Source organism: Actinoplanes sichuanensis, from assembly GCF_033097365.1.
Taxonomy (GTDB): domain Bacteria; phylum Actinomycetota; class Actinomycetes; order Mycobacteriales; family Micromonosporaceae; genus Actinoplanes; species Actinoplanes sichuanensis.
Window position 1 is genome coordinate 3,390,832 of sequence record NZ_AP028461.1, and the last position, 21,267, is coordinate 3,412,098.

Annotated in this window: 20 protein-coding genes; 9 read left to right on the forward strand and 11 right to left on the reverse strand. The window is 71.1% G+C overall.

The window, feature by feature from the left end:
- Positions 1 to 124: 124 nt before the first annotated feature.
- From Q0Z83_RS15215 to Q0Z83_RS15225, 3 genes are read right to left on the reverse strand one after another with little or no spacing between them, the layout of a single operon-like run.
- Positions 125 to 1,255: an alanine racemase gene (locus Q0Z83_RS15215; protein WP_317794566.1), complete on the reverse strand. Its 1,131-nt coding sequence runs from the start codon at positions 1,253 to 1,255 to the stop codon at positions 125 to 127.
- Positions 1,248 to 2,783, reverse strand: coding sequence for an IucA/IucC family protein (locus Q0Z83_RS15220; RefSeq protein WP_317794567.1), 1,536 nt, complete (start codon positions 2,781 to 2,783; stop codon positions 1,248 to 1,250). Before Q0Z83_RS15220 ends, Q0Z83_RS15215 begins: the two co-directional genes overlap by 8 nt.
- 22 nt (positions 2,784 to 2,805) lie before the next feature.
- A complete protein-coding gene (locus Q0Z83_RS15225) occupies positions 2,806 to 4,281 on the reverse strand; it encodes an IucA/IucC family siderophore biosynthesis protein (RefSeq protein WP_317794568.1) in 1,476 nt (491 codons plus the stop codon).
- 140 nt (positions 4,282 to 4,421) lie between these two features.
- On the opposite strand from Q0Z83_RS15225, the gene Q0Z83_RS15230 reads away from it, so the two are divergent.
- A complete protein-coding gene (locus Q0Z83_RS15230) occupies positions 4,422 to 6,092 on the forward strand; it encodes an FAD-binding dehydrogenase (protein WP_317794569.1) in 1,671 nt (556 codons plus the stop codon).
- Here Q0Z83_RS15230 and Q0Z83_RS15235 read toward each other — a convergent pair.
- The 3 genes from Q0Z83_RS15235 to Q0Z83_RS15245 are packed head-to-tail and all read right to left on the reverse strand — an operon-like array spanning position 6,087 to position 8,344.
- Entirely contained in the window at positions 6,087 to 7,028 is a 942-nt protein-coding gene (locus tag Q0Z83_RS15235) for an NAD-dependent epimerase/dehydratase family protein (RefSeq protein WP_317794570.1), read from the reverse strand. The genes Q0Z83_RS15230 and Q0Z83_RS15235 overlap by 6 nt on opposite strands.
- A 60-nt stretch (positions 7,029 to 7,088) precedes the next feature.
- Entirely contained in the window at positions 7,089 to 7,562 is a 474-nt protein-coding gene (locus tag Q0Z83_RS15240; protein ID WP_317794571.1) for a heme-degrading domain-containing protein, read from the reverse strand.
- A 20-nt stretch (positions 7,563 to 7,582) separates the two neighbouring features.
- Complete coding sequence (locus Q0Z83_RS15245; protein ID WP_317794572.1) at positions 7,583 to 8,344, reverse strand: sulfite exporter TauE/SafE family protein; 762 nt, start codon at positions 8,342 to 8,344, stop codon at positions 7,583 to 7,585.
- A gap of 116 nt (positions 8,345 to 8,460) precedes the next feature.
- Between Q0Z83_RS15245 and Q0Z83_RS15250 the strand changes: the two genes are divergently transcribed.
- Entirely contained in the window at positions 8,461 to 9,234 is a 774-nt protein-coding gene (locus tag Q0Z83_RS15250) for an endonuclease/exonuclease/phosphatase family protein (protein ID WP_317794573.1), read from the forward strand.
- A 36-nt stretch (positions 9,235 to 9,270) separates the two neighbouring features.
- On the forward strand, positions 9,271 to 10,161 hold the full coding sequence (locus Q0Z83_RS15255) for a dihydrodipicolinate synthase family protein (RefSeq protein ID WP_317794574.1): 891 nt from the start codon (positions 9,271 to 9,273) through the stop codon (positions 10,159 to 10,161).
- A gap of 51 nt (positions 10,162 to 10,212) precedes the next feature.
- Here the strand turns inward: Q0Z83_RS15255 and Q0Z83_RS15260 are convergent, their stop codons facing one another.
- Both Q0Z83_RS15260 and Q0Z83_RS15265 read right to left on the reverse strand, forming a co-directional pair.
- Positions 10,213 to 10,542, reverse strand: a complete 330-nt coding sequence (locus tag Q0Z83_RS15260) for a PadR family transcriptional regulator (RefSeq protein ID WP_317794575.1) — start codon at positions 10,540 to 10,542, stop codon at positions 10,213 to 10,215.
- Complete coding sequence (locus Q0Z83_RS15265; RefSeq protein WP_317794576.1) at positions 10,542 to 11,588, reverse strand: hypothetical protein; 1,047 nt, start codon at positions 11,586 to 11,588, stop codon at positions 10,542 to 10,544. The genes Q0Z83_RS15260 and Q0Z83_RS15265 overlap by 1 nt, the downstream gene beginning before the upstream one ends.
- A gap of 194 nt (positions 11,589 to 11,782) precedes the next feature.
- Between Q0Z83_RS15265 and Q0Z83_RS15270 the strand changes: the two genes are divergently transcribed.
- From Q0Z83_RS15270 to Q0Z83_RS15285, 4 genes are read left to right on the forward strand one after another with little or no spacing between them, the layout of a single operon-like run.
- A complete protein-coding gene (locus tag Q0Z83_RS15270; RefSeq protein WP_317794577.1) occupies positions 11,783 to 13,372 on the forward strand; it encodes an ABC-F family ATP-binding cassette domain-containing protein in 1,590 nt (529 codons plus the stop codon).
- Between the two features lie 5 nt (positions 13,373 to 13,377).
- Positions 13,378 to 14,307: a tyrosine-type recombinase/integrase gene (locus Q0Z83_RS15275; RefSeq protein ID WP_317794578.1), complete on the forward strand. Its 930-nt coding sequence runs from the start codon at positions 13,378 to 13,380 to the stop codon at positions 14,305 to 14,307.
- Between the two features lie 60 nt (positions 14,308 to 14,367).
- Positions 14,368 to 15,204, forward strand: coding sequence for an undecaprenyl-diphosphate phosphatase (locus Q0Z83_RS15280; RefSeq protein WP_317794579.1), 837 nt, complete (start codon positions 14,368 to 14,370; stop codon positions 15,202 to 15,204).
- A gap of 2 nt (positions 15,205 to 15,206) precedes the next feature.
- On the forward strand, positions 15,207 to 16,091 hold the full coding sequence (locus Q0Z83_RS15285) for a DUF3626 domain-containing protein (protein WP_317794580.1): 885 nt from the start codon (positions 15,207 to 15,209) through the stop codon (positions 16,089 to 16,091).
- On the opposite strand, the gene Q0Z83_RS15290 is transcribed toward Q0Z83_RS15285, so the two are convergent.
- Entirely contained in the window at positions 16,069 to 16,566 is a 498-nt protein-coding gene (locus tag Q0Z83_RS15290; protein ID WP_317794581.1) for an RBBP9/YdeN family alpha/beta hydrolase, read from the reverse strand. The genes Q0Z83_RS15285 and Q0Z83_RS15290 overlap by 23 nt on opposite strands.
- 65 nt (positions 16,567 to 16,631) lie before the next feature.
- On the opposite strand from Q0Z83_RS15290, the gene Q0Z83_RS15295 reads away from it, so the two are divergent.
- A complete protein-coding gene (locus Q0Z83_RS15295) occupies positions 16,632 to 17,339 on the forward strand; it encodes a class I SAM-dependent methyltransferase (RefSeq protein ID WP_317794582.1) in 708 nt (235 codons plus the stop codon).
- 798 nt (positions 17,340 to 18,137) lie between these two features.
- Here Q0Z83_RS15295 and Q0Z83_RS15300 read toward each other — a convergent pair.
- Together Q0Z83_RS15300 and Q0Z83_RS15305 are read right to left on the reverse strand one after the other, a co-directional pair.
- Positions 18,138 to 18,479, reverse strand: a complete 342-nt coding sequence (locus Q0Z83_RS15300; protein ID WP_317794583.1) for a hypothetical protein — start codon at positions 18,477 to 18,479, stop codon at positions 18,138 to 18,140.
- Positions 18,480 to 19,142: 663 nt separating this feature from the next.
- Positions 19,143 to 20,495, reverse strand: coding sequence for an MFS transporter (locus Q0Z83_RS15305; protein ID WP_317794584.1), 1,353 nt, complete (start codon positions 20,493 to 20,495; stop codon positions 19,143 to 19,145).
- 44 nt (positions 20,496 to 20,539) lie between these two features.
- On the opposite strand from Q0Z83_RS15305, the gene Q0Z83_RS15310 reads away from it, so the two are divergent.
- Positions 20,540 to 21,184: a TetR/AcrR family transcriptional regulator gene (locus Q0Z83_RS15310; protein WP_317794585.1), complete on the forward strand. Its 645-nt coding sequence runs from the start codon at positions 20,540 to 20,542 to the stop codon at positions 21,182 to 21,184.
- Positions 21,185 to 21,267: the final 83 nt, after the last annotated feature.

Consider the following 21,267-nt stretch of genomic DNA (forward strand, 5'->3'; position numbering starts at 1 on the left):
GCGCACTCGTGGTGGCGTCGTGTGCGCTCGTCATCGCTGTGGCCGGGTCGGCCGCTCGGGTTCGGCGGGTGGGGTGCCGCTGTGCCCGCGAGTTCGCTGGTTCGGCGGGGGTCTCGGTGGTGGGTCAGAGGGTGATGAAGGTCGGGGGTTCGTGGCGGAGGAAGTCGTGGTGGGAGATGTCCCAGCCGTAGGCGCCGGCGCGGGGGTAGAGGAGGAGGTCGCCGGTGCGGAGGTGGGGGACGTGTTGGTTGCGGGTGAGTACGTCTCGGGGGGTGCAGAGTTCGCCGACGGCGTCGATGTGGGTGTCGTGGGTGGTGAGGCGGGGGTAGGGGTGGGTCCATTCGTCGATGGGGATGACGGTGAAGGGGTGGGAGTAGCCCCAGGCTGCGGGTAGGCGGAAGTGGTGGGTGCCGCCGCGGAGGATGGCGAAGGTGCGGCCGTGGGTGGTTTTGAGGTCGAGGACTTCGGTGGCGTACCAGCCGGCGTCGGCGGTGAGGTAGCGGCCTGGTTCGAGGATGAGTTCGAGGTGGTCGGGGATGGTCACGGTGGAGAGGGGGGTGAGGTCGATGGTGTCGCCGGTGAGGTAGTCGATGCCGAGGCCGCCGCCGGCGTTGACGATGCGGAGGGGGATGTCGTGGGTGTGGGCGGTGCGGGTGGACCAGTCGATGGCGTCGGTGAGGAAGCGGGCGTGGGCGTGGCCGTCGAGGTTGTTGGAGACGGCGTGTAGGTGGAAGCCGATGACGCGGAGTCCGGGTGGGATGTCGGCGAGGACGTGGGGGAGTTGGTTTTCGTCGATGCCGAAGGGGGTGGGGGTGCCGGTCATGGTGTGGCTGCCGGTGAGGGCGGTGGTGGTGCGGTTGATGCGGAGGCAGATGTCGGCGGTTGCGCCGAGGGCGGCGAGGCGGCGGAGTTCGTGGGGGCTTTCGACGTTGAGTTGGGCGCCGGTTTGGAGGGCGGCGGCGAGTTCGGTGTCGGTTTTGGCGGGGCCGCCGAAGACGATGCGTTTGGCGTGGGCTTGTCGGGCGAGGGTGAGTTCGCCTCCGGAGGCGACTTCGAGTCCGTCGCATGCGGTGGCGAGGGTGTGGATGACGTCGGGGTGGCTGTTGGCTTTTACGGCGTACAGGATGGTGGTTTTGGGGGGTAGTGCCGCTTTTAGGGTGGCGGCGCGGTGGCGGAGTGCGGTGGTGTCGTAGAGGTAGGCGCAGCGGGGGGTGGGGAGGCGGCGCAGTGCGGCGGTGATGCGGGGGTCAGCCATGGAGGGGGTTGTCGACGGGGATGTGGATGTCGCCGGTGCCGGCGAGGCGCATGCGGACGAGGGCTTTGTGGGGGACGGTTGCGGCGGTGAGCCAGGTGTGGTCGTCGCGGGTGAGGCCGTGGTGGAGGGTGTCGTCGAGGACGGTGCGGATGAGGCGCCAGGCGTGTTTTTCGTCGAGGTGGTGGCTGTGGGTGAGGCGGATGACGAGTTCGCCGAGGTGGGCTTGGAGTGCGGTGTAGGCGAGTTTGGCGCGCAGGGTTTCGGTGTCGGTGGCGGTGATGACGGAGCCGGGCCAGAGGTCGATGGTGTGTCCGGCGGTGTGGAGGCGTTCGGGGTGGATGCGGAGGCCGGCGAGGTCGCGGAGGGCGAGGCGGTGGGGGTGGCCGTTGATGAAGGTGGGCAGGCAGTTCTGCAGGTGGGCTTCGAGGGCGATGCCGTGGCCGAGGAGGCGTAGTAGGGGTGGGAGTAGGAGTCGGGTGTAGTCGGTGAGCCAGGTGGCGGGGTTGCCGCCGGTCTGGTCGACGAGGTCGCCGATGAGTAGGGGTAGTGCGCCGCCGGGGATGGCGGTTTCGTCGGGTTGTAGGCGTCCGGTGAGGCCGGTGCGGGTGATGGCGGACAGGTCGCGGCCGGTGCCGATGGGGACGGCGGCGGCGGCGGGTTCGGTCATGAGCAGGATGCGGTCGTCGTCGGTGATGAGGCGTTGCAGGAGGGTGGAGAGGGCGGGGCCGTTGCGGGTGGAGGCGACGCTGATGCTGCGGCGGGTGGAGGTGACCTGGATGTCGAGGCTGAGTTTGAGGTAGCGGCCGTCGGGGAGCAGCAGGGTGCGGAGGGCGGCGGTGGGGATGGCGTCGAGGTGGCCGTCGACGTGTTGCAGGGTGCCGTCGGTGAATCGGTCGGCGTAGCGGGTGCGGACGGTGTCGAGTTGCCAGGGGTGGACGGGTTGGATGCGGTAGCCGGGTAGGTGGTGGCCGGTGTCGAGCATGGTGCCGAGGTCGTCGCCGAGGTGGGTGTCGTCGCGGACGGCGAGGAAGTGGATGCGGGTGTGTCCGGCTTCGAGGTCGTGGGTGAGGACGTCGCCGGTGTCCCAGCCGAGGCGGGTGCGGCCGCAGGGGTGCAGGTTGTGGCCGGCGACGGCGAGGCGTTCGAGGCGTACGGCGGTGGTGTCGGGGTCGTCGCCGGTGGGCAGGTTGTCGCCGGCGCGGGCGAGGGCGATGGCGAGGTTGAGGACGGCGTTGCGGATTTCGGCGGCGAAGGTGCCGTGGGTGATGCCGGTGAGTAGGTCGACGGGGTCGGCGACGCCGGCGTCGGGGTATTCGATGTGGTGGAAGGCGTGGCGGCGGCCGCCGGGGGTTTCGGGGGTGAGGTTTTCGCGGATGAGGGCGGAGCGGAGGCGGCGGCCGACGGTGTCGGCGGCGGTGGGTAGGTGGTGGGTGAAGGCGTCGGTGAGGTGGGGGGCGTGGACGGCGAGGGCGGCTTCGGTGTGGGCGGCGGCGGTGGCGAGCCGGCTGTTGGTGGCGATGCGGGTCATCGGGGGTCCTTCCGCGGGTGGCTCAGGCGTGCGCCGTCATGGGGTTGGGCAGGTGGGTCCAGCGGTCGTGGAGGGGGTCGGCGGCCAGTCGCATGGCGGTGGTGGCTTTGACCGGTAGTGGGGTGGTGAGTAGGTCGGGGTGGTGGCGTAGGGCGGTGGCGAGGGTGTGCCACAGCGTGTCGGGGTCGGCGTGGGCGTTGGTGATGAATTGGCGGGCGACGGTGGCGAGGGCGGCGGCGGCGAGTTTGGTGCGCAGTTCGGTGTCGTCGTCGGTGGGTAGGTCGCCGTGCAGGTCGGGCATGGGGTGGCCGGCGGCGGCGAGGCGTGCGGGGTGGACGCGGACGCCGCCGAGGTCGCGGTAGAGGGTGCGGGTGATGCGGCCGTCGCGGAGGATGGCGAGGCTGTTCTGGCCGTGGGCTTCGAGGGCGACGCCGCGGTCGAGCAGGCGTGCGAGGGGTGCGAAGAAGACGGTGCCGAGGTCTTTCATGAGTTGGTAGGGGTCGCCGAAGCGTCGGGGCTCGTCGGCGAGGATGCCGAGGGGGACCGCGTCGGCGGGGGGTGCTTGGCGGATGAGGTGGGCCAGGCGCCGGTCGGGTCCGTGGTCGGTGATGACGGCGCCGGCGGTGGTTTCGGCGAGTACGTCGATCGGCAGGTCTCGGGTGAGTTGTTGTAGCAGCCTCGACAGGAGGGGCCCGTTGTGGACGGCGGCGGGAGAGACGGTGCGTACGGCGGAGGTCATCTGGATGTCGACGGCCGTTTTGATGTGTGGGCCGCCGTCGAGGGGGGCGACGGTGCGCAGTGACATCAGTGGTCGGACCGGTCCGGTCTGTCCGTCGTCGGTGAGCCAGGGGTATTGCTCGCGGAGTCGGGTGGCCTGCCAGGGGTGGGCGAGGAGTACGGGTTCGCCGGTTCCGTGCCAGTGCCGGGGTGGTACGCGGAGGCGGTGCAGGGTGAAGGTGGGGCGGTGTTCGGGGGCGTAGGCGAGTTGGTCGGCGACGGTCATGCCGGTGCGGGTGCGGCAGCAGGGGTGTAGGGGGTGTCCGTCGATGAGGGTTTGTTCGATCTGGCCCGGTTCCGGTCGGTGGGGCCACGATGGTGTGGGGTTGGCGGCGCGGGCGAGGGCGAGGTTGTCGACGCTGCCGGTGAGTTCGGTGATCAGGGGTGTGTTCGGCCAGAGGTGGGCGGCGAGGTGGGCGGGGTCGTCGACGGGTCGGCCGTCGAGGGTGACGTGCAGGCCGGTCGGTGGGGTGGTGAAGGGGGTGGCGGCGTCGGTGGGGTAGGTGAGCAGGGTGTCGCCGAAGCGGACGTGGGTGTGGCCGTGGTGGTGGTGGCGGCTGGTGAGACCGGGTAGTGGTTCGGTTTCGGTGGCGATGAGGAGGCGGGCGAGGATGGCGGTGCGGGCGGCGGGCAGGGCGGTGTCGTAGGCGTCGAGCAGGTCGGGGCGGATTGCGGTGATCTGGGTGCGGGTGCCGGCGGGTTCGGCGGTGGGGTGCGGCACGGGTCCATTGTTGCGGTCGGGGTGGGTGGTGCGCTGGGGGGAGTGGTGGGGGCGTTTCCTGTCACATCGGGGTGTGGGGTGTGTGTTCCGCGGCCGCTTCGAATCCGATAAATTCTCGTATTCATCCGAGGGGAGTGGCCGTGGACGTCGACGTCATCGTGGTCGGGGCGGGGTTGGCCGGGCTGGCCGCAGCGCATGAGATCACCCGGGCCGGCCGGACGGTCGCCCTGCTCGATCAGGAGAACGCCGCCAACCTGGGCGGGCAGGCGTTCTGGTCGTTCGGTGGGTTGTTCTTCGTCGGCAGTCCCGAGCAGAAGCGGGCCCGGATCCGGGACAGTGTCGAGCTGGCGTGGGCGGACTGGAGCAACAGTGCCGGGTTCGACCGTCTCGGTGACGAGGATGCGCAGGCGGTCCAGTGGGCGCGGGCGTATGTGGAGTTCGCCGCCGGGGAGAAACGGTCGTGGCTGTCGTCGTTGGGGATGAGCTGGCTGCCGTTCGCGGGTTGGGCCGAACGCGGTGATCTGCGTGCCGGTGGGCACGGTAATTCGGTGCCGCGGTTCCACATCACGTGGGGGACCGGTACGGGGGTGGTGGCGCCGTTCGTGGCGTCGGCGGTGTCCGCGTCGGAGAACGGGCTGCTGCATTTTCGTCACCGGCATCGGGTCGACGAGCTGATCATCGAGGGTGGCGCGGCGGTCGGCGTACGCGGAACGCTGTTGGCTCCTGATGATGCGGCGCGGGGGGTGTCGTCGAACCGGGATCGGGTCGGTGACTTCGAGATACGGGCGCAGGCGGTGATCGTGACGACCGGTGGGATCGGCGCGAATCACGACCTGGTGCGCCGGTATTGGCCGGCGCGGCTCGGCACCGCCCCGGGCGTGATGGTGACCGGGGTGCCGGCGTATGTGGACGGGCGGATGCTGCAGATCGCCGAGGACGCCGGGGTGCGGCTGGTCAACCGGGACCGGATGTGGCATTACACCGAGGGTGTGCAGAACTGGAATCCGATCTGGCCCGGTCACGGTATCCGGATCCTGTCGGCGCCGTCACCGTTGTGGTTGGATGCGCTCGGTCGTCGGTTGCCGGCCCCGTATTTCCCGTCGTATGACACGCTCGGCACTCTCGAGTATCTGCGGACCACTCCGGAGATCGCCGGGTACGACCATTCGTGGTTCGTGTTGACGCAGCGGATCATCGAGAAGGAGTTCGCCCTGTCCGGGTCGGAGCAGAACCCGGACATCACCGCCTCGGACCGGCGTGGGTTCCTGAAACAGCGGCTGTTCGGTAAGGGTGCGCCGGGTCCGGTGGAGGCGTTCAAACAGCACGGTGCCGACTTCGTGGTCGCGTCGGGTCTGGATGAGCTGGTGGCGGGTATGAACCGGCTCACCGACACGCCGCTGTTGGATGTGGCCACGGTGCGGTCGCAGGTGGTGGCCCGGGATTCGCAGATCGCCAACAAGGTGAGCAAGGACGCGCAGATCCAGGGCATCCACAATTCGCGGCGGTACATCGGTGATCGGATCGGGCGGACGTCGACTCCGCATCGGCTGCTCGACCCGGCGGCCGGGCCGCTGATCGCGGTGAAACTGCACGTGCTGACCCGTAAGACGCTCGGCGGGGTGCAGACCGACCTCGATTCGCGGGCGCTGGGTCTGGACGGGGCGCCGATCTCCGGGTTGTATGCGGCCGGTGAGGTCGCCGGGTTCGGTGGTGGTGGCGTGCACGGCTACAACGCGTTGGAGGGCACGTTCCTCGGTGGGTGTCTGTTCTCCGGGCGGGCCGCCGGCCGGCACGCCGCCGCGCAGCTATAGCAGGGTCGCCTCGATCTGCGGGTCGAGGCCGACGGCCGGCCGGTCGGCGCGGTGTGGTGCGCCGTCCGGCAGCGATGTGAGCCACGTCCACGTGTCGGTGATCGTCTCCCGGACCGGCCGGCATCGTAGGCCCGCCGCCAGGGCGGGGGTGACGTCACTGCCGTGCAGGGCGGTGTGCAGTGGCCCGGGTGGTAGCCACACCGGGAGGTGGGTCCACGGTTGGATGCCGGCGGCGATGATGGTGTCCGGGTCGGTCCACCGCAGGTCGGCGTGGTTTCCGGTGACCTCGTTGGTGATGTCCAGCAGCTCGCCCATCGTGGTGTGTCCGGGCGGGCTGACCAGGTCGAAGGGGCCGGTCCGGGCGGTGGCGGCGGCGTCCAGGACGAACGCGGCCAGGTCGCGGGTGTCGATGTATTGCAGCGGCAGATCCCGCGGGCCGGGCGCCAGTGTCGGACCGCCGGCGTGCAGCCGGTTGAGCCACCACGGTAGGCGGCCGATGTTCTCGTACGGGCCCAGGATCAGCCCCGCCCGGGCCAGCAGCAGCGGCCCGCCGAACCCGGCGGCAGCCAGCTCGCCGCGGAGTTTGTCACCGGCGTAGCCGGGTTCGTCGTGCGGTACGAGACGGTCCTCGCCGAGGACGTACACCGAACGGCTCGAGATGTAGGTGTAGTGGCCGGCTCGGCCTTGCAACGCCGTCGCCGCCGCGGCGACCACCGTGGCGTCGGCCGACCAGGTGTCCACGACCGCGTCCCACGTGGCGTCGCCGAGCGCGTCCAGGCCGCCCGGGGTCTGCCGGTCGCCGGTCAGGGCCCGCACCCGGGGCGGCGGGTCGGCCCGGCCGCGGTTGAGCACGGTCACGTCGTCGCCGCGGGCGGCGGCGAGTTCGGCGATCGACCGGCCGACGAAACCACTGCCACCCAGCACCAGAATCCGCATACCGGCAAGACTGCCCGCGGCCGGTCCGACACGCCCGGTGTCGTCTGCCGACGGCAGAGTTCAGCGGGTCAGGAACGTCTCGATCGCCTCGACCACGAGGGCGTGGTCGTCGGCCTGCGGCAGGCCGGACACGGTCACCACTCCGATCACCCCGGCGCCGGGTACCCGTACCGGGAACGCCCCGCCGTGGGCGGCGTAGTCGGCCGGGTCGACGCCCTGGGAGGCGTCCAGTTCGCGGCCCTTGGCGGCGAGGCGGCGGCCGACCAGGAACGACGACGCCCCGTAGCGGTAGACGACCCGTACCTTCCGGTCGATCCACGTGTCGTTGTCGGCGACCGATCCGGGTAGCCCGGCGTGGAACAGTTGCTGCGGGCCGCGGCGGATGTCGACGGCCACCGGCAGGCTCCGCTCGGTGGCCAGGTTCACCAGCAGGCAGCCCAGTGCCCACGCGTCGGCCTCGGTGAAGGTGGGGAACACCAGACGGCGTTCCTGGTCTTCGATGGTGGCGATCAGTTTCGGCAGGTCCTCGCTCATGGCGCCCATTGTGCCGTCCGTCAGTTCTGCGCCCAGTGTTGGTAGCCGAGTCGGGCGATCAACGCGAGTACCACCACCAGCAGGATGATCCGGACGAACCCGGCGCCGCGGCGCAGGGCCATCCGGGCGCCGAGGACCGCGCCGATGATGTTGCAGACCGCCATCGCGGCGCCGAGCAGCCACGCGACGTGGCCGGTCGCGGCGAACACCACCAGGGCGCCGAGGTTGGTGGCCGTGTTCACGATCTTCGCCATCGCCGAGCCGTGCACGAAGTCGGCGCCGACGATCGCGGTGAACGCCAGGACCAGGAACGTGCCGGTGCCGGGTCCGATCAGTCCGTCGTACAGGCCGATCAGCACTCCGGCGACGGTCACGACCACGGCGCGGCGGATCCGGGTGCGTTTGGCGGGTTGTTCGATCAGGCCCATCTGCGGGCGGGCGGTGACGAACACGGCCACCGCCACCAGTACCCCGATGATGACGGGACGGTACGCGGCCGCGGGTACCGAACCGGCCAGTGCCGCCCCCGACCCGGCGCACACCAGCGCCAGAGCGGCCGCCGGCCCGGCGACCCCCCAGTCGATCTTGGTGCGGCGGGCGTAGGCGACCGCGGCCGTCGACGTGCCGCAGATCGCCGCGAGTTTGTTGGTGCCCAACGCGGTCGCCGTGCCCAGCTGCGGGGCCACCACCAGCAGCGCCGGTAGCAGCAGCAGCCCGCCGCCGCCGACGACCGCGTCGACCCAGCCCGCCGCCAGCGCGGCGAGCAGGAGCGCGGCGATCATCGGCGGCGCTGTTTCTGCAGCCAGATCCCGAACAGCGCGCCGGCGACGAACAGCAACGACAGGCACAACAACGCCTTGAACAACACGCCCTCCATCGGGTTGGCTAGGGTCGGCACGTGCGCCTGGCCACCTTCAACCTGCTGCACGGCAGATCACTGTCGGACGGCACCGTACACGCCGACCGGATCCACGCCGCCGTCGCCGACCTCGACGCCGACGTGTTGGGGTTGCAGGAGGTCGACCGGGCGCAGCCGCGGTCGGGGTTGCTGGACCTGACCGCGTTGGCCGCCGACGCGCTCGGCGCGAGGGTGCACCGGTTCGCTGCGGCGGTCGTCGGTACGCCCGGTCAGACGTGGGAGCCGTGGCATTCCGGGGCCGACATCGGCCACCCGCAGTACGGGATCGCGGTGGTCAGCCGGTTCCCGGTGCAGCGTTGGCAGATCACCCAGTTGCCCGGTGCGCCGGTGCGGTCGCCGGTGTACGTACCGGACGGGGGTCTGCTGCTGTTGCGTGACGAACCGCGGGTGCTGCTCGCCGCCGTCCTGGACACCCCGGCCGGGCCGTTGACGGTCGCCACGACCCACCTGTCGTTCGTGCCCGGCTGGAACGTGCGTCAGCTGCGGGCCGCGGTGCGGGCCCTGCGGGGGCTGCCGGCGCCGCGGGTGCTGCTCGGTGACCTGAACATGCCGGCCGGTCCGGTGCGGGCGTTCACCGGGTGGCGGCCGCTGGCGCGGGCCGCGACGTTTCCCAACACGGCCCCGAAGACACAGCTCGATCATGTGCTCGCCGACCCGCGCGGCGCCGGCGCTCTGGGCCGGGTCGTGCAGGTGCGCACCCCGGCGGTGGCCGTGTCCGACCATCGGCCCCTGGTGGTACGTCTCGACCGTTGATTCCCCCCGGCCTTTTCCGTACAAGGAGGAACACCCGTGTTCACCGGCCTGAGTGCCTTCGCGCTCACCCCGCTCGACGACGACCGCCTCGACGAACACGCCTACGCGAAACTGATCACCCGGTTGGCCGGGTCCGGTGTCGACAGCATCGGCGCGCTCGGTTCCACCGGTTCCTACGCCTATCTGACCCGCGGCGAACGGGCTCGGGTCGCCGCCCTGGCCGTGCAGAACGCCGGTGACACCCCGGTGATCGCCGGGATCGGCGCGTTACGCACCCGGCACGTGCTCGAACACGCCGACGACGCCCAGCAGGCCGGTGTTCGTGCGGTGCTGCTGGCGCCGGTGTCGTATCAGCCGCTGTCCGACGACGAGGTGTATCACCTGTTCGAGCGGGTCACCGCGGGCCTGTCGGTGCCGCTGGTGGTGTACGACAATCCGCGGACCACGGGGTTCACGTTCACCGACGACCTGTATGCGGCGGTCGCGAAACTCCCGGGTGTGGCGTCGATCAAAGTGCCGCCGCTGCCGGCGGACCCGGCGATCGCCCACGATCGGGTCACCGCGCTGCGGACGCTGCTGGCGCCCGAGGTGACCATCGGGGTCTCCGGTGATCAGGTCGCCGCGGTGTCGTTGCGGGCCGGCTGCGACGCCTGGTATTCGGTGATCGCCGGGACCCTGCCCGATCTGGCCCTGCCGATCGTGCGGGCCTCGTCGCCGGTGGTCGCGAAAGCGGCGTCGGATCGGCTGCGGCCACTGTTCGAACTGTTCGCCGCGCACGGCAGCCTGCGGGTGGTCGCGGTGATCGCCGAACACCTCGGCCTGACCGGTCCGGCCTGTCTGCCGCCGCCGTTGCGGCCGCTGGACGCGGCCGCCCACCATGCGGTCCTGCAGGCCCTGGCCACGATCGACGCCACCCCACCGGCCTGAGACCCGACCCCGGTGGCTGCTGCCTGGCCCGCGGGCAGCAGCCACCGGGGGTCAGGCCGGACCGGGCGCCAGGCCGCCGCGGGAGCGTAACTGTGCCTCCGCGGCGGCCGCCCGCCGCCGTAGCCGCTCGGCCTCGACGGCCAGAGTCTGCGCGCCGGTGTCGGTGAGCCGGTAGTAGCGGCGTAGCCGGCCCTCGACGGCCTCCTCGCGTTCGACGGCGATCAGGGACTGTTCGGCGAGCCGGTCCAGAGCCCCGTACAGGGTGCCCGGCCGTAACGTCACGTCACCGTCGGAGAGGGCGGCGACGGCCTGGATGATGCCGTAGCCGTGTAGGGGGCGCCCGGCCAGCGCGGTCAGGATCAGAAACGTCGGCTCCTGCATCAGAGCGTCACCTCCCGCACCGTGCGGGAGCCGGCGGCCGGGAACGCCGCCGCCAGCAGCACCGTCAGCACCGCCAGCACCACGCCTACACCGGTCAGGGCGGCGTTGATCCATGTCACCTGCGGCCAGATCCACGACAGCCAGGACGGGCCGGACGCATCGACATGGTCCGGCATCAGCCGCCCGTGGACCGTCAGGATGCTCACCCCGGGGTGGCCGTGCAGTTGGAACGCCATCACCGTGTCGTCGTACAGCGACCACACCGGCGCGAACAGCACCGCGAACGTCACCGCCGCGCCGGCCGCCGCCGGTCTCGACCGGCGGCGTGCCACCGCCGCCGCGATCAGCCAGCCCGTCACCGCGCCGACGGCCAGGCCGGCGGCGATCAGCGGCAGCAGTAGGCCGGAGTCGTCCGGGGCCAGGTCCACCGCCACCGACCCGCCCTCCCCGGTCACGGTGGCCTTGAGCCCGTCCCGGAACGCGTCGAAGCCGTGTTCGGGCGCGCCGGTGCCGGTCTCGAACCGGTCGGTGGCCTGCAGCGGGCCGACCTGCCAGCCGTCGGCGGCGAGTCGGGCCCGGGCCTGCTCACCGTCCCAGACGGTGCCGTCGGCGCTGCTGTGGGTCCACCACATCGGCACCGCCTCGACGCCGGCCGGCACCGGATCACCCATCGCGGCCGTGCCGGCGATCTGCCGGTGCAGGGCCTGGGCCTGCTCGGCCGGCGGCAGGTCGGCGAACGTGTGCACGCCCGCCCACGATCCGCCGGCGGCGCCGAGCGCGCCGGCGGCGAGCAGGGCCAGAACGGCGGCCGGCCACGCCAGGGGCCGACCGGCGGGGAGCCGGAACCGTTGCCGTAACCCGGAGGCCAGCAGATGCAGCACGTCGGCGGGCCGGGGGCGGCGGCGGCCCGGCTCGGCCATCTCCAGCAGCGTCGTGACGATCTCCGCGCCGTGTCGGCGCCGGTAGGAACCCGGGTAGGCGTGCAGCAACCTGCGGTAGAAGCGTTCCAGGGCGGGGTCGGCCCGCGGCCAATCAGAGGCTGACATACCCCACACCGTACGGCCGCCGTCATATATCGTCAACCGAGCAGTAGGCGTGGGTATATCGGGTTGCGGACCGCCGTGCTCGCGAGCAGAGTGGAAGTCCGGAACCACTGCCGAGAAGACCAGGAGCACGTCGCGGTGAAGTGAGAGACCCCCTGACCGGTGTCCCGTTCTCCCTTCGTCCCTGGAGCCGCCTCATGCACGTCAAAGCAGTCGACCTCGCCCACGCCCACGACGGTGACCTGCTGTTCTCCGGTCTCGACCTGGTGCTGCGCCCCGGCGACCGGATCGGGGTCGTCGGCCCCAACGGCGCCGGCAAGACCACCCTGCTACGGGTGCTGGCCGGCCTTCTGACACCGACGCAGGGACACCTCAGCATCAGCGGCGGCACCCGCGTCGCGTACGTCCCGCAACGGCTGCCCGACGCCGACGGCACGGTCGGCGCGTTTCTCACCGCCGGTCTCGGCGAACTCGCGGACGTCACCGCCACCATGCGTGAGCTGGAGAAACGCCTGGCCGACGGCGAAGACCTCCTGGACGCCTACGCCGACGCGCAGGAACGCTGGACCGCCCTGCAAGGCTGGACCGCGCAGACCCGGCTCACCGAGATCCGCCAGCGCCTCGACATCGACCACCTCGACGACGACCTGCCCCTACGGGCCGTCTCCGGCGGCGAACAGGCCCGGCTGATGCTGGCCCGCGCCCTACTCGACGACCCGGACCTGCTGCTGCTCGACGAACCCACCAACCACCTCGACGCCGAAGGCGCCGCCTGGCTACGACACTGGCTGCAGACCTTCCCCGGCGCCGTCCTCGCCGTCAGCCACGACCGGGCGTTCCTCGACGAGGTCGTCACCCGCATCATCGAACTCGACGGCATCGACGAACAACCGCACGACTACCCCGGCGGCGGCTACACCCCCTACCGGCAGGAGAAACAACGCCGCTGGGAGAAACTGCTACTCGACTACGAAGCCCAGGAGAAAGACCGCCGCCGCTGGGAAGCCGACATCGCCACGACCAAGGCCTACGCCCGCGGCACCGAGATCAGCACCCCGGCCGGCGCCGCCGCCCCACACATCAAACGCGTCGCCCGGCTCGTCGCCCGCAAGGCCAAAGTCCGCGAACGACGACTACGGCGGCAGATGGCGTCGGTCACCTGGATCGCCCGGCCCCGCACCCGGCCACCGCTGACCCTCGCGTTCCCCGACGACACCGGCGATCCCGGCGAGACCGTCCTGAAGATCAGAGACCTGACCGTACGCGACCTGCTGCACCACATCGACCTCGACGTACACCGCGGCGACCGGATCCTGATCACCGGCCGTAACGGCGCCGGCAAGACCACCCTGCTCAACGCCATCGCCGGCCGGCACCCCGACGTCGCCGTACTCCCGCAGACCGACGACGGACTCCGCGACGCCACCACCGTCATCGACTTCTTCCGCAACCGGGTCCCGGTCTACGTCGACGACGCCGAAACCCTGCTGTCCGGCCACCAGTTCGACCCCGACCAGTGGACCCAGCCGGTCGACGACCTGTCCGCCGGCGAACTACGGCGACTGCTGCTGGCCGTACTGGTCAACAGCCCGTCACGGATCCTGCTACTCGACGAACCCACCAACTTCCTCGACTTCGCCGCCCTCGACGTCATCGAAGAAGCCCTCCGCCGCTACAAAGGCACCCTGATCACCGTCAGCCACGACCGGTACTTCGCCGACGCCGTCGGACACACCCGCCACTGGCATGTCGCACACGGACAGGTGATCGAGAACTTGAGAAACTGACCGGCATGACAGTGCAGCCGCACCGGATCCCGCTCCCGGCCACCACCGGATCGGCCACCGCGTTCACCGAAGCGTGGCTGGCCAACCGGCGGCTGTCGGAACACACCCGCGCCGCCTACCGCCGCGACGTCGACTCCTGGCTCACCTGGTGCACCGGCCGCGGCCTCGACCCGCTGCACGCGAGTTTCCTCGACGTCAACGCCTACGCCCGCGAACTCGAAGCCAGACCACTCGCCCCCGCCTCCGTCGCCCGGAAACTGTCCGGCGTCTCCAGCTGGTACGACTTCCTCGTCAAACTCCACGCCGTCACCGCGAACCCGGTCGGCGGCGCCGACCGGCCCCACCTCGACCGCGACCACTCCGCCACCCTCGGCCTGACCCCCACCGAAGTCGACGCGCTGCTGGCCGCCGCCGCCCGCGCCGGCACCCGCACCCACGCCATGATCACCATGCTGGCCGACCTCGGCCTGCGCGTCGGGGAACTCGTCGGCCTCGACCTGATCGACGTCGGCCACGACCGCGGCCACCGCACCGTCCGCTTCACCGGCAAAGGCGGCAAACCCCGCCGCCGGGCCCTGACCCCCGGCGTGTCCACGGCACTGGACGACTGGCTGGGCGAACGCGGACCACAACCCGGACCGCTGTTCGTCACCGCCACCGGCGCCCGCGTCGACCGGCACGCCGTGTTCCGGCTCGTGCGCAGGCTGGCCGCCGACGCCGGGATCGCCGAAGCCGACCGGCTGTCACCTCACTCACTGCGCCACGCGTTCGCCACCACCGCCCGCGCCGAAGGCGTCGCCCTCGAAGACGTCCAGGACGCCATGGGCCACGCCGACCCCCGCACCACCCGCCGCTACGACCGTGACCGATTCAACCTCGACCGTGACCCCGCGTACACGATCGCCGCGGCCCGTGCCCGCCGCAACAGCCCGTGACCAAGCCCCCTATGCTCTGAACCCGCGGCAACAGAGAGCGGGCGGGTTTTGAGCACGGAAATGAGCATCGTCGAGGCGGTCATCCTCGGCGCGGTCGAAGGCGTCACGGAGTTCCTCCCGGTGTCGAGCACCGGACACCTGACGATCCTGGAGAAACTGTTCGGTCACACGATCGACGACCCGGACATCACCGCCTTCACGGTGATCATCCAGTCGGGTGCCGTGCTGGCCACCATCCTGTTCCTGCGTAAAGACATCCTCCGGGTCGTCCCGGCCTTCTTCAAAGGCCTGTTCAACAAAGCGCACCGCGACCACGAGGACTTCCGGTTCGGATGGGCCGTGCTGCTGGGCTCCATCCCGATCGTGATCGCGGCGCTGCTGTTCAAAGACCAGATCGAAGGCACCCTACGCAGCCTCTGGTTCGTCGCCGGTGCCCTGATCATCTGGTCCGGGGTGATGGCCTTCGCCGACCACGCCGCCACCCAGGTCCGCCACCAGGAGGACGTCGGCTGGAAGGACACCCTCATCATCGGTGTCGTGCAGTGCATGGCCCTGATCCCCGGCATCTCCCGCTCCGGCGCCACCATGTCGGCCGGTCTGCTACGCGACCTGGACCGGGTCACCGTCACGAAACTGTCGTTCTTCCTGTCGATCCCCGCCCTGACCGGCGCGTCGATCCTGCAGGGCGTCGAAGAGGCCGACCGGATCGCCAACGGCGTCGGCTGGACCAACACCATCGTCGCGACCGTCGTCAGTTTCGTCGTCGCCTACGCGTCGGTCACCTGGCTGCTGAAATTCGTGTCGAAACACTCCTACAGCATCTTCATCTTCTACCGGCTCGCCCTCGGCTCGCTGCTGCTGGTGCTGCTCGCCACCAACACCATCGAAGCCAAGTAGACGTGACCCCCGCGGAGAAGGCGCTCGCCCACGTGCGGGCGCGCTTCCCGCACCCCGGGCCGGCCGTGACCGCCCCGATCACGGTCAACTTCCACCCCGACCGGCTGCTGAGCGACGCACGCACCGTCATCGAACACCTCGCCGCCGACGGCGTCTACCGCACCCAATACGAGACCGGCATCTCCAACGGCGGTCTCGGCGGAGACCGGCCGCTCTGGGAACGACGCATGTTCGGCGACGGCGGCAGCCGGCCCGTCTACGGCGCCCTCAACCTGCCCGGCCACCCCGACGGAGCGGCACCCCGCTTCGGCAGCTGCCACCTGCGACTGGCCGCGCACGTCAACGCGCGGGCCACCTACAGCCTCGGCGACAGCCACACCCTCCCGCAGATCCTCGGCACCGCCGCGACGTTCGGTGCCGTCTGGGACGGACTCCTCGCGCAGGTCACCCGTACCGGAACCGCCTTGGGGGTGACCGCCACCGACCCGCAACGGTGGCGGCAGGCCGCACTGGCCGCACCCCGCAGCGACGCCGGCCGGACCCTCGACGACTACGTCGAAGCACAGATCCACGGCGGTGTGAGCATCACCGACGACGTCACCCACCTGATCGCCGACCCGTCGTTTCGCGGCACCCCACACGAGGACACCCTGCGGTCACTGGGCGTCCCGGTCCGCTGGCACCCCGGCTTCCACCTGCAAGCCGACGCGTTCCCCGACACCCTCCGCGGCCCCGAAACCGCGCACCTGGCCCGCGAGATCGCCGCCCGCTACCGCCGACCGGTCCTGAACGCCGAGGTCATCGGCCGGGCCGCCCGCGACGGCGACCACCCCCAACTGGTGAAATACCTGTGGCACATCCTGGTCATGCTCGGCCGGCCAGCCTAGCGACCAGCTTCACCCCGTCCGGCCACGGCCCGAACCCGGAACTCGAATCCAGATGACCCACCGGCCCGGCGTCGAACAGCTCGGCACCCCAATCACGGGCCAACTGCTCACCGTGGGCGAACGAACCGTGCGGATCATCCCGGCTGGCCACCACGATCGACCGGAACGGCAACACCTCCCGCGGCACGTCCGGGCCCTCCGGCGGCGTCACCAGCAACGCCGCCGCCACCGGCCCGGTGAACCGCCGCGCCCACCACGCGACCGTCACACAACCGGCGCTGTGCGCGATCAGGATCGCCGGCTCGTCGGAGGCGGCCACCGCGGTCTGCAACGCGGCCACCCGATCGTCGGCCACATACGGTGGGCCGGGCGGCTCCGGCGCCCACCGATAGTCACGATGCGCACGCGCCCACTGCCGCGACCAGTGGTTCGGAAACGGCACCCCGCGGCCGGGCACCAGCAGAAAACGGGTCACCCCCGGCAGCGTAACGGCAAACGTGAATACCTGCCGTGCCGGTCGGCATCGCATAAGGTCGGCGGGTGCCCGATCGGAAATTCGCCCACCCCCGGCTCGCCGCCGTCTACGACACGTTCGACAGCGACCGCGGCGACCTGCAAGCCTACGAGGACATCACCGCCGAACTCGGCGCCCACCACATCCTCGACTACGGCTGCGGCACCGGCTGCCTCGCCGTACGGCTGGCCGCCACGTCCCACCGGGTCACCGGCTACGACCCGGCCACCGCGTCGCTGGACGTCGCCCGCGCCAAGACCGACACGGTCACCTGGGTCGGCGACCTCGACGGACTGTCCGGTTTCGACCTGGTGACGATGACCGGCAACGTCGCCCAGGTGTTCCTCACCGACACCGACTGGAACACCACCCTGCAGACGATCTTCGGGCTGCTGCGCCCCGGCGGGCACCTGGTCTTCGAAACCCGCCGCCCCGAATACCGGGTCTGGGACGAATGGGCCCACCGCCGATCCGAGACCCGCGACGTCCCCGGCATCGGAGAAGTCCGACACGACTTCCAGCTCACCGACGTGCGACTGCCGTACGTGTCGTTCCGCGACACCTACACGTTCGCCGACGGCGACGTTCTCACCTCCGACTCCACTTTGCGGTTCCGGGACCGCCACGAACTCGACGCCGGCCTCACGGCCGCCGGCTTCCGCATCACCGACGTGCGCCAGGCCCCCGACCGGCCCGCCATGCAACGGGTCTTCCTCTGCGAAAAACCATCATGAGGTACGGCCACCGGGAACACTGTTCCCTACACCGCGGCGTCACCGGCCCGTCCCGGCCGGCAACGCGACCGCCGGGCTGAAGGCGACCCTCACCGAATTTCGCCGCCCCGGAGATCGTTCGCCTCAACCGGACACCACACGCATCATCGATGACCGTGACCAGCCGCTACGTCGCCCTCGGCGACTCCATGTCGATCGACGACCACGCCGGCGGGCCCGGCCGCGGTACCGCAACCTGAACACCGACTTCCCCGCCTGGGCCGGCCGCGACCTGTCCAGCAACGGCCTCTCCGGCATCGCGTCGTCCGCCAGTGGCTGGAGTCTGGACGTACCGGCGCGCGACGGTGCCGTCACCGCCGACTGACCGCGCCGCCCGGCCTGGTCACCATCACCATGGGCGGCAATGACCTGCTCACCGCCTACGGTGACGACACCACCGCCGCGGTCATCGGCCGGTTCGCCGCCCAGGCCGAAGCCGTCCTGGCGAGACTGCCCCGCACCACCCGGATCGTGCTCACCACCGTCTACGACCCCAGCGACGGCACCGGCACCGCACCCGGGCCAACCCCTGGCCGAACGCGCCGCACTGGATCAACCAGATCAACACCACCCTGGGCCGGGCCCGCCGCCCGCTACGCGACACTGCCGGCCGACGTGCACGCCGCGTTCACCGGCCACGGCACCACCGCCGGTGACATCGCCGCCGATCCCCGGCCGGAACCTGTGGTTCTGCGGTGTCATCGAGCCCAACGCCTGGGGCGCCCACACCATCCGCACCGCCTGGTGCAACGCCCTCACTCAGCCGAGCGACAACTCCAGCGTCTCCGGCGGCGGGAACTCGGCCGGCGACTCGTCGATCCCGGCCCACTCGATGCCACCGAGCAGCTCCCCGCCATCCGCGCCGACGACCGTATAGAGGAACAGACTGCTGTAGGAACCGTGCGGGTGGCCGTTGACCTTCGGATTCATCCCCGGGGCCGCTGCGGAGACGAAGTGGATCGTCGGGCAGCCACACGCGCAGCCACCGACCACCCGCACGGCGGCGGCCTGCTCCCGCAACACCGCCGCACCCTCGAAATCCACCGCCAGCAGTGCGGTCAGCACCGCCCGCTCCCGTTCGGTCAGTTCCCTGGAATCCACAGACACCATCATCACCGACGATGCCCGAGCAGACACGCCACCCCCAGGCTGACGCCCCGCTTGCCGAACCTGCTCCGGCCGGGCAGACCCACTGACACCTCCGCCCGATCCGTCGAGCAGTGACACACCGACGAGCCGCAGCCCGACCACCGAAACGGCAACCGGCCGGCCGCCTCCGGGCGCGGCCCGACCAGTGATCGGGTGCCTGCTTCCGCGTGCGGCCCGACCGGCGAGCGGCACCCGGTGGCTGCTTCCGGGCTTCAGGTGGTCGCCCGGCGGCACGGTAGGGCTGCTTCCGGCGCGGTTCAGGGTGCGTAGCGTGCCGCCGACGGCCGCAGAGGTGCTGTTCAGGGTGCGTAGCGTGCCGCCGACGGCCGCAGAGGTGCTGTTCAGGGTGCGTAGCGTGCCGCTGACAGCCGTAGAAGTGCTGTTCAGGGTTCCTGACGCACCGCTGAGGCCGCGGAAAGTGCTGATGTTGATCTTTCGGCCGCCGACGGGCGGTCGGGGACCTCGTCGGCGGTGGATCTCCGGCCACGAGGTGCCCTTCGGGGACCGCAGTGCCTGCTCCGGTCGCCTTACGGCAGTGCAGGGCGGGCACCTGTCGCCTCACGACACCTGCACCGTCGGTGGGCCCGGGTCACCCCGCCCGGCATGGTCGTCGACCTACCGGTGGGCCGGCTGCGGCGACGTGATGGCCGGTACCCGGCGGGGCAGGACGGTGACCGCGATCAGGGCGGCGGCCGCCATCAGCGCGGCACACAGGGTCAGGCCCAGCGCGTACCCCTCGGTGCCCGGATGTCTGTCGGCGATGGTGCCGAGCACCGCCAGGCCCAGCGCCGCGCCGATCTGCCGGGAGCTGTTGAGCAGCCCCGACGCCGTGCCCGATTCGTGGTCGGCGACCCCGGCGGTGGCGATCGACACGACCGGGCCCAGACAGAACCCGAACCCGAAACCGGCGATCACCGACGGCGCCAGCACGTCAGCGGTGAACGACCCGTCCACACTGATCCGCCCGAACACCGCGAACCCGGCCGCCGTCAGCAGACCACCGGCGATCAGCAGCATCCGGCCCGGCAGCCGGTGACCCAGCCGTACCGCGACCACCGCACCGGCGACCACGGCCAGCGCGAACGGCAGGAACATCACCCCGGTCAGCGCCGGCCCGTGCCCCAGCACCTGCTGCAGATACAGCGACGCGAAGTAGAACGCCGACGCCATCGCCGCCCCGGCCAGCAGGTTGAACAGGTTCGCCCCGGCCACCGACCGGTTCGCCGCCAACCCGAACCGGATCAGCGGATCCCGCGTCGTGCGCCGTTGCACGACCACGAACCCGGCCAGCAACGCGACGGCGACCGCGACGGGCCGGATGTCGGTACGCACGATGCCGTACACCAGAAGCAGCATCCCGGAGGTGGCCAGCAGTGCCCCCGCCACATCCGGGCCACGGTCGGCGACCGGCGGTGCATCGTCGACCCGCCATGCCATGACCAGTGCGGCGGCCGCCATCGGGACACTGACGAACATCACCCAGCGCCAGCCCGCGTACTCGGTGAGGACTCCGCCGATCAGCACACCCAGCGCACCGCCGGCGGCGTTGACGGCCGCCCACACCCCGAACGCCCGCACCCGGGCCCGGCCGTCCGGGAACGCGGCGCTGAGCAGGGCGAGCGCGGCCGGGGCGAGGGCCGCCGCGCCGATGCCCTGGACGGCTCGGGCGGCGACGAGGTGGCCCGGCTGCTGGGCGAATCCGCCGGCCAGTGACGCCAGCGCGAACACGGTCAGGCCGAGCAGGAGCAGGAGTCGGCGGCCGTACCGGTCGGCGGCCTTGCCACCGAGCAGCAGCAGACCACCGAACGTGACGGCGTAGGCGTGGATCACCCAGGTCAGGCCGAGGGTGCTGAATCCGAGTCCGGCGGCGATGCGGGGCAGTCCCACGTTCACGACCGAGAGGTCCAGCGACACCATGAACTGTACGAGAGCGACGGTGGCGAGAATGACACCCGACTTTCGGAACATGTTCCGAAAGTAGCAGTGGGACATCCATGCATCAAGATGGTCGGGTGCCCGCAACCCCGCGCCGGACCGGCCGGCCACCGGTGACCTCCCGCCCGCAGATCCTGGCCGCCGCCCGCAGCCTCATCGACGCCGACGGCTGGGAGAAACTCACCGTCCGCCGGCTGGCCGCCGAACTCGGGATCGGGCCCACCACCCTGTACCACCACGTGCGGGACAAACAGGACCTGCTGCTCCAACTGCTCAACGAATACGCCGGCCGACTGCCGGTACCGGAGCTGCCCGACGAACCCCGCGACCGGATCGTGGTGGCCGCCACCGCCATGCACGACGCCCTCACCGGCTGGCCGTGGGCCGCCGAGATCCTGGCCACCGACGGGTTCGTCGGCCTGCTCGGCGACCCGGCCCTGCACCTGGTCGACACCATCGTCGGCGCCGCCGTCGACGCCGGGCGCACCCGCGCACAGGCCGTCGCGGTGTTCCGGAGCATCTGGTACTACACCGTCGGCGAGATCCTGGTCCGTTTCCGATCAGTCGGCCCGGCCGCCTACCGCGACATCGACTTCACCGCGTTCGACCCCACCCGGCTCCCGCACCTGGCCGCCATCGGCGACCAGTGGCCCGCCCTGGCCACCACCGACACCTATCCGGCCGGTCTACGCGCCCTGGTCGACGGCCTGCTCGATGACTGACGGCCGGCCCGTCCCACCGACCGACCGCCGACCGCGGCCCCGGCATCAACGGGGCGCGGCCCTATGACCGACACCCGGCCCCG